The sequence below is a fragment of the Streptomyces cinereospinus genome, from assembly GCF_042430725.1.
GTDB lineage: Bacteria > Actinomycetota > Actinomycetes > Streptomycetales > Streptomycetaceae > Streptomyces > Streptomyces cinereospinus.
Genome location: NZ_JBHMCY010000055.1, coordinates 21,647 through 32,673, shown reverse-complemented (window position 1 = coordinate 32,673; position 11,027 = coordinate 21,647). Strand labels below are relative to the sequence as shown.

Sequence of the window (11,027 nt, the reverse complement as noted above, 5' to 3'; positions counted from 1 at the left end):
CGTTCCGGGCCGGCGGGCCGGGTAGGGCACCAGCGGAGGCGAAACCATGGAACAGATCGCGCTGCGTCCCAAGCCGATGCCCGGCCGGGAACCCGGCGGCACCGGCCGCGAACACACCCGGCGCCCGCATGCCGCCCGCCGGCGCGGGCGCCGGCTCCTGACCCTGCTGTCCGGGCTGCTCGCCGCAGCGGCCCTGGTGCTGTCCGGGGTGGGACTGGGCACCGTGCTCGGCACCGGCGGGCCCGCCGGCCTGCGGGAGCGGTCCGGCCCGACCGGCCCGTCGGCACCGGCACCGCCGCCGCACCCTGCCGCCGCGCCCGGTCAGCGCGCCGCCGGGCCGTCCCCCTCCCCGGACGCGATGCTGGGTGTCGAGGTGGTGGACGCCGAGAAGCCCGGCGCCCTGGTCGTCGGCGTGCACGTCCCCGGCCCCGGCGCCGCGGCGGACCTGGTGCCGGGCGACGTACTGCTCACCTTCGACGGCGCACCCGTCGAGTCCGCGGCGGACCTCGCGCGGGCCGTCGACCGGGCGCGACCCGGGACCGGGGTGAGGGTGACGGTCCGCCACGTCAGCGGCGGCTACCAGCAGGTCGCGGTGACCCCGGGGATCGTCACGTGACCATCCGGTCACCGGCGACGCGTCCCCGTGCCCCGGCGGCCGCCCCAGCCGGTCGCGCACCCGTTCGGCTCACGCCGCGCCGCGCCCTCCTGGTGAGTGTCTGAGGCCACGGCCCTCGGAGCAGCAGGGGTGGAGCGCGGGCCCACTCCTGACGGTGCTCCGGGGCCCTCCCGCCCCGCGTCACCCTCACCGGCTCGCGTCGTCCCCGCCGGGCGGGCAGGATGCTGCCCGTGGCTCCCGTACCGGTTCGAGGAGGTCCGGATGACCGCAGTGCGGCGCGCTTCCCGCCGCCGGCGGCCGTCCGGGCGCGCCGCGGGACCGGACGGACGGCGCGGGGCGCCCACCCGCCTCAGCCGGGGGATGCTGAGAGTGGAGTGACCCGATCCAGAGCCCTGTACGCACCCGAGGGACAACGGTCCGACCATGACCCAGGCACCGACACCCACCGAGGACACCGTCCGCCGGCTGGTCCGCTCCCTGCTCAAGGAAGGCGCGGCCGGTCCCGACGTGCGGCCGGCCGCCGAAGGCGGCCGGGCCACGTGGTGGATCGGCACCCGGCACGTGCTGCGCCTCGCCCCCGACCGCGAGGCGGCCGCGCGCCAGCGCCGCGAACTGCGCCTGCGCGACCTCGTCCGCCCGCACGTCCCGGTCGCCGTGCCGGCCAGTGTCGCGCACGGCGAGTGGGCGCCCGGCCTCACCTTCACGCTGGACACCAGACTGCCGGGCGGCCCGGCGTCCGAGCAGGAGGTCTCCGCCCTCGGTGAGGCCGACCTGGCCGGACTCCTCACCGGGCTGCGCGAGGTGCCCGTACGGCAGGCGGAGGCGCTCGGCGTGCCGCGTACCTCCCCGCGCTCCCTGGAGGCGCTGCGCAGGGCCGCCGCACGGGCCGCTCAGCGCCTCGCCGCGGCCGACGAGTTCGACGCAGCCCGGCTGCACCAGTTCGCCCCGCCCGCGGCGGCGCAGCTCGCCGCCCAGCCCGGCAGCGCGGTCCTCGTCCACCACGGCCTCGGCGGCGAGCACCTGCTGCTCAGCGCCGACGGCCGGGTCCGGGGCGTCCTCGGCTGGGCCGACACGGTCGTCGGCGACCCCGCCGAGGACATCGCCGCCCTCGCCCTCGCCGTCGGTTCCCCCGCCGCCGTACGCGCCGCCACCCTCGCCGGGTACGGTGCCCGGCCCTGCCTGCGCGGCCTGTGGCTGGCCCGCTGCGACAGCGTCGTCCGCCTCGCCGACCGCCTCGCCGGCCAGGCCGGTCCGCCGCTGCCCCGCCTGCGCACGCAACTGCGGCACGCGTGGGAGGCGATCCTGCTGGAACGGGTCACGGAACTCCGCGGGGACGGCGCGGAGGACGCCCTGTAGGGGCGACTCGGGCGACCGGCGACTCCCGCCCGCGTGCCCCCGCGCGCGTGCCCCGTGCGGACCCCGCGCGCCCACCCGGGCCCGCCCCGCGCGCGGCCCCCCGGGTCCCCCGAGCCCCCGCGCGGCCCTCCGCGCCTCCCGAGCCGGCCCGCGGCACCACCCACCCCCTACGGCTGCCTCATCACCACGCAGGACTCCCCGGGCACCCGCAGGATGCCCTCCTCGTCCGGCGGCCCGACCGGCTCCCAGGCGGCGAGGACCTCGGCCGGGCGGGTGCCCAGGGGGATCTCGGCGGTGGTGCCGGCGAGGTTCACCGCCACGCGGACGTCCCCGCGCCGGAAGGCGAGCCAGCGTGCCTGCTCGTCGTGGGCCACCCGGATGTCGGTGAGGTCGGGATCGGTGAGGTCCGGCTGGTCGTGGCGCAGGGCGATGAGCCGGCGGTACCAGGCCAGCACGCGTGCGTGGGGCTCGCTGCCGGGCTCGGACCAGTCGAGGCAGGAGCGGTCCCTGGTCGCCGGGTCCTGCGGGTCGGGCACGTCCTCCTCGGCCCAGCCGTGCGCCGCGAACTCCCGACGACGGCCCCGCCGTACCGCCTCCGCGAGCCCGGGGTCGGTGTGGTCGGTGAAGAACTGCCAGGGCGTGCCGGCCGCCCACTCCTCGCCCATGAACAGCATCGGCGTGAACGGCGCGGTCAGCACCAGCGCGGCGGCGCAGGCCAGCAGGCCGGGGGAGAGGCGGGCGGCGAGACGGTCCCCCTGCGCGCGGTTGCCGACCTGGTCGTGGGTCTGGGTGTAGCCCAGCAGCCGGTGGGCGGCGACCCGGGTGCGGTCCAGCGGCCGGCCGTGACACCGGCCGCGGAAGCTGGAGTAGCTGCCGTCGTGGAAGAAACCGCCGGTGAGGGTCTTGGCGAGGGCGCTGACGGGGGCGCGCGCGAAGTCCGCGTAGTAGCCCTGCGACTCGCCCGTCAGCGCCGCGTGCAGGGCGTGGTGGAAGTCGTCGTTCCATTGCGCCTGGAGCCCCAGCCCGCCGTTCTCGCGGGGAGTGATGGTCCGCGGGTCGTTCCGGTCGGACTCGGCGATCAGGAACAGCGGGCGGCCCGTATCGGCGGACAGGTCGTCCACCGCGGCCGACAACTCCTCCAGGAAGTGCACCGCGCGCGTGTCCACCAGCGCGTGCACGGCGTCCAGCCGCAGCCCGTCGAGCCGGTAGTCACGCAGCCAGGCCAGCGCGCTGCCGACCAGGAACGCCCGCACCTCGTCCGAGCCGGGCGCGTCCAGGTTGACGGCCACGCCCCAGGGGGTGTGGTGCCGGTCGGTGAAGTAGGGGCCGAACTCGGGCAGGTAGTTGCCGGACGGGCCCAGGTGGTTGTGCACCACGTCCAGCACCACGCCGAGGCCGAGTTCGTGGGCCCGGTCGACGAAGCGTTGCAGCGCCGCCGGCCCGCCGTACGGCTCGTGCACCGCCCACAGGGAGACCCCCTCGTAACCCCAGCCGTGCCGCCCGGGGAAGGGGCACAACGGCATCAACTCGACGTGCGTGACGCCCAGTTCGACGAGATGTCCGAGCCGCTCCGCCGCCGCGTCCAGCGTGCCCTCGGGCGTGTACGTGCCCACGTGCAGCTCGTACAGCACGGCGCCCCGCAGCGGGCGGCCGGGCCACGCGGCACGCCACGTGTGCAGCCCGTGGTCGACGACCGCGCTCAGCCCGTCCGGGCCGTCCGGCTGCCGCCGTGAGCGCGGATCGGGCCGCGCCGGGCCGTCGTCCACGGCGAAGCCGTAGCGGGTGCCGTCCCGCGCCTCCGCCTCCGCGGTCCACCACCCCGCCCGCTCCGGATCGTGCGCCATCGCGTGTGCGGCTCCGTCGCAATGGAGCGTCACACGGCCGGCCTGCGGTGCCCACACCTCGAACTGCACGGACGTTCCCCTTCGTCTGCTCACCGTGATGTAGCTCGATCATCGTGCTCCACACGAGATCAATCCGCTGGTGCATACCCCCTTTTGCGGCGGGTGTCGTCCGGTCGCGCGCGTGGTGGCCGATTCCCCGACTTCTGGACACCCGCGGTTCACTGCCCGACAATCACCCGTGTGACGTCGTCCTTCGAGTTCTCGACCCACCCCGCGCGGCTGTCCGACGCGGAGCGCGACAAGGCGCTGAAGGTGCTGCGCGACGGTGTCGCCATGGGGCGTCTGTCGCACGACACGTTCGTCCGGCGCATGGAACTGGCGCTCGCCGCCCGCCGGTCCGACGAGCTCGCCGTCCTCACCGCCGACCTGCCGTCCGAGGGCCGGGTCGCCCGCCTGGTGTTCGGCACGGTCGAGGCGGTGTCGGGCTTCACCGGGCGGCTGCGCAGCGCCTGGCGGGCCGAACGGCTGCCGAAGCTGCTGCTGCCCCACCCCGCCGCAGGCCGCCCCCTGCGCATAGGACGCGACCCCGCCAGCGGTCTGCGGCTGACCCACGAGACGGTCTCCCGGGTGCACGCCGAACTCACCCGCCAGGGCGGCATGTGGGTCCTGCGGGACCTCGGTTCGACCAATGGCACCACCGTGAACGGGCGGCGCGTCACCGGCGCCACCGTGGTGCGCGAGGGTGACCAGGTCGGCTTCGGGCAGATGGCGTTCCGCCTCGCGGCCGGCTGACCGGCGGCACGACGTACGGACCCGGTCGCACCGGACCCCGGGACCGCCGCCCGACCGGCGGCCGTGCCCGAAACCGCCGCCGACCGTGCGGTGTTGACGCACCTCCGAACTCGTGACTGACTGTGCGTACACCACGCACTCCCGGTGGACCCGCGGCGCCACGGAGGTGTGCCCTGCCGCCCCTCGCGCGCTATCCGACCGTCGACGAGCTGGGCGCGCGGGCGGCCGCGCTGGCCGCCCGCCACCCCCGTACCGCACGGCTGCGCCGCGTGGGCACCTCGCGCGCGGGCACCCCCCTGTGGCTGCTGTCCGTCGGCCGCGGCCGCCGCCACGTCCTGGTCGTCGCCGGACCGCACGCCAACGAGCCCGCCGGCGCCGCCACCGTCCTGCTGCTGGCCGAGCGGGCCCTCGCCGACCCGCGCCTGACCGAGGGAGCCGACACGACCTGGAACCTGCTGCTCTGCCTCGACCCCGACGGCCTGCGGCACAACGAGGGCTGGCTGACCGGCCCGTACACCCTCGACCGCTACTTCCGCGGGTTCTTCCGCCCCGGCTTCCTGGAACAGCCCGAGTGGCTGCCCGACGGCGCGGACGGGGCCGTACTGCCGGAGACACGTGCCCTGCTCGCCGTCCAGGACGAACTGAGACCCTTCCTCCAGTGCTCCCTGCACGGCGTCGACGTCGGCGGCGGCTTCGTCGAGCTCACCCGGGACCTGCCCGGCCTCGCGCGGTCCGTGGAGCGCACGTCGGCGCACCTCGGCGTCCCGCGCGAACTCGGCGCGTACGACGCCCTGCACTGGCCGGTCCTGGGCCCCGCGGTCTACCGGATACCGCCGCCGCGCCGGGGCGACCGGGTCGAGGCCATCACCGAGGCGGCCGTCGGGTCGACGTGGTACCACCCGCACCGGCACGGCACCGTCACCGCCGTCGTGGAGGCGCCCATGTGAGGCGTGGACGCCGTCGAGGACGACTCCGTGCCGGCCGGTCCGGACGCCGCGCTGCGCGCCGTCAGCCGCACGCTGCGGCACGACATGCGGCTGCTGCGGGACGTCCTCGCGCGCGTGCGCCCGCACGTCGCCGCCGTCCCGGACGCCGCCCGCCTGCTCGCCCCGGTCGACGACTACCTGCTCGTCGGCCCCGGGCTCGCCGACGCCTGGGACCCCGGCCTCGACGGCCCGCCGCGCCGTCCCCTGCCGCCGCTGACGAGCGCCCGTCTGACCGGCCTGCGCATCGCGGGACGGCGGCTGGCCCTGCGGACGGCGGGGCTGCTGCACCAGCTCGTCACGCGCGCGGGGCGCGATCCGGGCGGGGTGCTGCCGGAGCTGGACGAGCTGGTCGACCGGTGGTGCGCCGAGTACCGGGACGGCTTGCGCGCCCGCTGGATCCCCGTCGCGCGCCAGGCCGAGTACCAGTCCCGGCTGGTCCTCGCCGCGGCCGGAACGGCTCTCCGGAGCACGCCCGGGGGTTCTCGTTCGGGTGAGTCGGGCTGGGGTTGCGAGCCGGTCGTGCCGATGCACCGGGAATGACGTACACCCTCACCACGAACGCCGTCCGGGGCGGTCTCCTGGCGGCGGCCGCCCTGCTCGCCGTCGGCGCCGTGCCCGCGCGGGCGACGGTCCAGGAGCAGCGCGTCGGCGACTGGCTCCACCTCTCGGTCACCCGGGGCGACACCGGGTCCGGCGGCACGCGCAGCGCCCTGCTCCTGTGCGACCCGCCGCAGGGGCACCGGCGGGCCGCCGAGGCCTGTGCCCAGCTCGACGCCGTGGACGGCGACCTGCGCCGCATCCCGCTGAAGCACGCCTACTGCCCGATGGTCCTCGCACCGGTGACCGTCCACGCGCTCGGGCAGTGGCGGGGGCAGCCGGTCGACTACCGGCGGACGTTCTCGAACGACTGCGAGATGGCAGCGCGGACGGGGGCGGTGTTCGCGTGGGACGGCTGACCGGGGCGGTTGCCGGCGACGGCCGGCGCTCGCCGGCCGACGGCCGGTCGCCGGGCGGCCGGTGACCGGCGGCTCGCGGTCGCTGACGGGCGGTTGCCGGGCGGCGGACGGCGGCTCGCGGCGGGAGTCCCGCACGCGCGCGTGCCGCCGTGCGCTCACGCCGCCCGGTCGCGCGCGTGGAGGGCCGCCGCCACGACGGTGCGGGCCTGGTGCTCGACCTGGTTCTCCAGCGGCACCCAGCGGGCGCGGAACCGGTCGGCGAAGGCCTCGCTCCAGGTGGCGACGAGCCGCTCCAGCCGCGGGGCGGCCCGGTCGTCGGTCTCCTGAAGGACCCGCAACAGCATCGCCGCCGCCCGCAGGGGCAGGCGGCGGGCGAAGGCGTCGACGCTCCCGACGTACGCCATCGTGTGCCCGGCGGGCGGCATGGACGTCCAGTCGGCGGCCAGCCCCGGCACCAGCTCCAGCGCCCATCTCGCGGCCCGCAGCAGGGGCCCGTCGACGCCCTCCAGGCGAGGTGACGCGTCGGACAGCACCCGTTCCACCTGGCGCGCGTCGCGCACCAGCCGGCCCGCCAGGCGCCGCATCGCCGCGGCCGGCGCCGGATGCGGGGCCGGGTCGTCCACCAGGTCGCTCGCCCACATCGGCACCTCCACCACCGCCGTCGAACCGCCGTACCGGTGCACGTGGTACCAGGTGCTGTGCCGCGCGTCGTCCGCGGGCAGGCTCGGATAGGCCGGTCCCGCACCGGCGGCCGGCATCACGTGCACCCCGGGCCCGGTCGCGGGCCAGCCCGCGGCGTCCGACGCCCCCGTCTCCACGGGTATGTGCAACTCCGCCGCGGACTTGGCGAACGGTTCGGCCAGGCCCGGTATCTCCTTCGTCAGCTGCACCCAGCTGCCGCCCAGGTCGGTGCCGTGCAGGGTCACCTGGAGGTAGGGGCGCAGCTCGTCGATGACCCCGGTCAGGGCCCGCGTCTCGGGCGGCAGCCGGTCCGGCGGCAGCACGGCGGGCGACCACTCCGGCTGCTCCGGGCCGGCGGGCCGGAAGAACCCCAGGTGGTAGTCGAACAGGCTGCGCGGCGCCGGGGTGACGTGCAGGCTGGCCCCGTCCGGGTCCGCGCACAGCAGGAAGTGCCACGCCGTGCCGGACCGCAACCGCGGCTCGCGCACCACCTGCCCGGCGACCGCGAGCAGCGTCGAACCGCCGGTCGGTTCGTTCGCGTGGGCGCCCGCGACGACCAGGACGGCACGCCGGGCGCGCCCCACGGAGAGCAGGTGCAGCGGACGGCCCGCGCGGGAGACCCCGATCTGCCGGAGGGCGCACAGGCCGGGATCGCCGGCGGCCAACGCCCGGGCGGACGACACGATCTGGGTAACGGTGGGGTACCGCGGCTCCGGCAGGAGACTCACCCCCGATGTGTTCCGACCGGCTTCGCATCCGCAGTACCGCACGCCGTCCGAGCAGTGTCAAGGAGAGGGCGGGGGAGCCATCAGGGGGCGCCCGGACACGCACGCGGCCCCGCGAAGGCGCGTGCGTGTCCGGGCACGATGTCCACGCTTCCCCGCCGGGCACCCGGCCGCCGCCGGTCCCGGCCGCCGGCGGCCCACCGGCCCGGCGGGCACCCCCGCCCGGCAGGCACCTGGCAGGCACCTGGCAGGCGTCGGGCCGGGACTCGGGCGGCGTCGGGCCGGCACCCGGCGGGTTTCGGCCCAGCCCCCGGGCGGGTACCGGCTCAGCCTTCGGCGGGCACCGGCCCAGCCCTCCGGCGGGTTCAGGCCCGGCTCACCGGTGGGTTTCGGCTCAGCCCTCGGCCGGCACCGGCCCGGCACCAGGCAGCCATCGGCCCAACCCCCCGTACAGCACCCGCCAGCCACCCGTCAGGCGTCGGGCCGCTTCGGCCTCGGCCGGGCCCCGCGTACGACGACGGCCCGCCCGGCGGCCGCCGCCCCTCAGCCCACCCGCTCCAGCAGTACCACCGGAAGTGGCTCGAGAAGCTCCCCCACGCGCGCGTGCCCCGTGAACTCCCGCGCCGGAGCCATGACATCGGCCCAGCGCCCCGGCGGCAGCGGCAGGACGGTGTCCTGCCAGCCGCCCGCCTCCGCCAGCCGCAGCGACAGCCGGGTGACCGCGGCGACGACCTCGCCGGAGCGCGCGTACGCCAGGCAGTGCGCTGCCGCCGGGCCCTCGGCCGTCAGCGGCGCGTACGTCGCCGCCTCCCCGAACACCTCGGGCCGCCGGGCCCGCAGCCGCACCGCCGCCGCCGTCACCGCCCCCTTGACGCCGGGGTCCTCGGAGGGCGGGAAGCCGACGGGCCGCCGGTTGTCCGGGTCGACCAGCGCCCGGTACTCGCCCTCCGTGCCCTGGTACAGGTCCGGCACCCCGGGCATCGTCAGATGGACCAGCGCCGTGCCGAGCACGTTGGCCCGGACGTGCGGCTCCAGCGCGGCCCGCAGAGCCGCCACCGGCTCCCCAGGCGGCCCGCACGGGCCCGCGTCGACGAACGCCGTCACCGCCTCCTCGTAGGGCGGCTCCTGCTCCGTCCAGCTGGTGTACAGCCCGGCCTCCCGCACGTGCTTCAGCAGCGCCTGGCGCACCCGGTCCGCGTCGGCCGGGCCGAGCCCGAACACCGTCTGCCAGGCCGCCCACGCCAGCTGCGCGTCCGGCACGCCCTCGCCCGTGCGGGTCACCTCGGTCAGCACGTCCGCCCAGCGCCGCGGGCACTCGGTGAGCACGGTCAGCGCCGCCCGCACGTCCGCGCTGCGCTTGGTGTCGTGCGTCGACACGACGGTCCCGGTGAGCGGCCAGTCGCGCTGCACGCGCGCGCAGTACGCGTGGAACTCCTCCGGGGCCAGGGCCGGGACCCCCGGGTTGCCGCCCACCTCGGTCGCCGACAGCAGCGGCACGTAGCGGTAGAACGCCGTGTCCTCCACGGACTTCGCGCGCAGCGCCGAGGCGGTCTGCGCGAACCGGGCGCGGAACCGCCGGTGCCCGGGCGCGTCGCCGTAGCGGCCCAGCACGAGCCCGCGCACGACGTCGACCGCGCCGGCCTCCTCGGGGACCGCGAAGGCCGCCCTGGCCTCCGCCGCGGCCTCCTCCGTGACGACGGCCGCCGCGTCCGCGGCGGAGTAGGGCCGGTAGACCTCCAGCCGCACCAGCAGCTCCCGCAGCGCCGTGTGCAGCGCCCAGGGCGCGCGGTCGCGCAGCGCAGGGTCCGGCGACGCCGCGCACAGGCGGCTCGCCGAGCGGGTCAGCCGGTCCATCTCGGCGGCCAGCTCGTGCTCCAGCACGCGGTACGCCGCCCGCCGCGCCGTCGCCTCCCAGTGGCCGCCCCGGTCGGTCTGCGGGGCCGCGAACCTGCGGTACTGCCCGAGCAGTTCCCCGGCGCCCGCGGGATCCGTGAACACGCCGTCGACGTGCCGCAGGGCGTCGTAGCCCGTGGTGCCGGCGACCGGCCAGGAGGCCGGCAACCGCTCACCGTCGGACAGGATCTTCTCCACGACCGTCCAGCGGCCGCCGGTCGCCTCGTGCAGCCGCCGGAGGTAGGCGCCGGGATCGGCGAGGCCGTCGGGGTGGTCGACGCGCAGTCCGTCGGCCACCCCGTCGTGCAGCAGCTGAAGGATCTTGGCGTGCGTCGCCTCGAACACCTCGGGGTCCTCCACCCGTACCCCGATGAGCTCCGAGATGCTGAAGAAGCGCCGGTAGTTGAGTTCGGTGCGGGCCAGCCGCCACCACACCGGGCGGTACCACTGCGCGTCCAGCAGCTGCGGCAGCGGCAGCCGTTCGGTGCCCTCGCGCAGCGGGAACGCGTGGTCGTGGTACCGCAGGACGTCACCGTCGGCCTTCAGGTGCTCCAGCTCGGTGCCGAGGGGACGCCCGAGCACCGGCAGCAGGACCTGGCCGCCCTGCGCCTCCCAGTCGATGTCGAACCAGCGCGCGTACGGTGACTTGGGGCCCTCGCGCAGCACCTCCCACAGGGCGCGGTTGTGCCGCGGCACCATCGCCATGTGGTTCGGCACGATGTCCAGCACCAGTCCCAGGCCGTGCCCGCGCGCGGTGTGCGCGAGCGCGCGCAGCCCTTCCTCGCCGCCCAGTTCCGCGCGCACGCGCGCGTGGTCCACGACGTCGTAGCCGTGCAGCGAGCCCGGCACGGCCTCCAGGACGGGGGACAGGTGCAGGTGCGAGACGCCGAGCGAGGCCAGATACGGCACGGCCGCCGCCGCGGCCGCGAACGGGAACTCGGGCTGGAGCTGCAACCGGTACGTGGCCGTGGGCACCACCGGGTCAGGACGCTCAGGTGTCATGGAGAGCTACGTACCCGCCTCGCCGGGTTTCGTGTCATCGTCCGCCTGCGGGTGCGCCCGCACGCGTGGCCGGTTTCGAGCGGCGGTCGGCGCGTCGGCGCGCCGCTCCTCCCGGGGCGGGGCGGGCCCGGCCCCGCCCCGGGGCAGCGCCCTGGACGGTACGCCGCCAGGGGAGT

General features: G+C 76.9%; 7 protein-coding genes and 1 pseudogene. 5 read left to right on the top strand and 3 right to left on the bottom strand.

The features are described from left to right. Nucleotides 1-46 precede the first annotated feature (46 nt). Together ACFF45_RS25020 and ACFF45_RS25015 are read left to right on the top strand one after the other, a co-directional pair. Nucleotides 47-616 (top strand): PDZ domain-containing protein, encoded by a 570-nt coding sequence (locus ACFF45_RS25020; RefSeq protein WP_381348702.1) that lies wholly within the window; start codon nucleotides 47-49, stop codon nucleotides 614-616. A gap of 423 nt (nucleotides 617-1,039) precedes the next feature. Continuing rightward, entirely contained in the window at nucleotides 1,040-1,972 is a 933-nt protein-coding gene (locus tag ACFF45_RS25015) for a phosphotransferase family protein (RefSeq protein ID WP_381348701.1), read from the top strand. Between the two features lie 167 nt (nucleotides 1,973-2,139). Here the strand turns inward: ACFF45_RS25015 and treZ are convergent, their stop codons facing one another. Next, nucleotides 2,140-3,885, bottom strand: a complete 1,746-nt coding sequence (gene treZ, locus ACFF45_RS25010; RefSeq protein WP_381348700.1) for a malto-oligosyltrehalose trehalohydrolase — start codon at nucleotides 3,883-3,885, stop codon at nucleotides 2,140-2,142. A 171-nt stretch (nucleotides 3,886-4,056) separates the two neighbouring features. Here treZ and ACFF45_RS25005 point away from each other — a divergent pair, with 171 nt between their 5' ends. The 3 genes and pseudogenes from ACFF45_RS25005 to ACFF45_RS24995 all read left to right on the top strand — a co-directional run bounded on the left by ACFF45_RS25005 (nucleotide 4,057) and on the right by ACFF45_RS24995 (nucleotide 6,550). Further along, nucleotides 4,057-4,608 carry an FHA domain-containing protein gene (locus ACFF45_RS25005; protein ID WP_381348699.1) on the top strand — a complete coding sequence of 184 codons (552 nt, stop codon included), beginning with the start codon at nucleotides 4,057-4,059 and terminating at the stop codon, nucleotides 4,606-4,608. Between the two features lie 173 nt (nucleotides 4,609-4,781). Further along, nucleotides 4,782-6,134: pseudogene (locus ACFF45_RS25000) on the top strand (M14 family zinc carboxypeptidase). Then, entirely contained in the window at nucleotides 6,131-6,550 is a 420-nt protein-coding gene (locus ACFF45_RS24995; protein WP_381348698.1) for an SSI family serine proteinase inhibitor, read from the top strand. Before ACFF45_RS25000 ends, ACFF45_RS24995 begins: the two are co-directional and overlap by 4 nt. A 155-nt stretch (nucleotides 6,551-6,705) precedes the next feature. Here the strand turns inward: ACFF45_RS24995 and ACFF45_RS24990 are convergent, their stop codons facing one another. Both ACFF45_RS24990 and treY read right to left on the bottom strand, forming a co-directional pair. Next, nucleotides 6,706-7,959, bottom strand: a complete 1,254-nt coding sequence (locus ACFF45_RS24990) for a M14 family zinc carboxypeptidase (protein ID WP_381348697.1) — start codon at nucleotides 7,957-7,959, stop codon at nucleotides 6,706-6,708. A 540-nt stretch (nucleotides 7,960-8,499) separates the two neighbouring features. Beyond that, nucleotides 8,500-10,851 carry a malto-oligosyltrehalose synthase gene (gene treY / locus ACFF45_RS24985; protein ID WP_381348696.1) on the bottom strand — a complete coding sequence of 784 codons (2,352 nt, stop codon included), beginning with the start codon at nucleotides 10,849-10,851 and terminating at the stop codon, nucleotides 8,500-8,502. Between the last annotated feature and the right edge of the window lie 176 nt (nucleotides 10,852-11,027).